General features: G+C 45.8%; 1 rRNA gene. It reads left to right on the forward strand.

Annotation, left to right across the window (positions count from 1 at the left end):
- Positions 1–51: 51 nt before the first annotated feature.
- A 23S ribosomal RNA gene (locus tag HUK49_RS10955) occupies positions 52–273 on the forward strand; the annotation flags it as partial.

Here is a 273-nt window from a genome sequence, read left to right on the forward strand (position 1 = left end):
AGAAATTAATCGCTAACTCAATTAATCGGATAATCACTTCGTGATTATCAAGGTTAAGTTATGAAGGGCGCATGGTGAATGCCTTGGTACTAGGAGCCGATGAAGGACGGGACTAACACCGATATGCTTCGGGGAGCGGTAAGTACGCTTTGATCCGGAGATTTCCGAATGGGGAAACCCAACCAACTTAGTCGTTGGTTGCTTGACTAGTGAATCTATAGCTAGCAAGCGGTAGACGCAGTGAACTGAAACATCTCAGTAGCTGCAGGAAGA

Origin of the sequence: Limosilactobacillus portuensis (genome assembly GCF_014838735.1) — a bacterium.
Lineage (GTDB): Bacteria > Bacillota > Bacilli > Lactobacillales > Lactobacillaceae > Limosilactobacillus > Limosilactobacillus portuensis.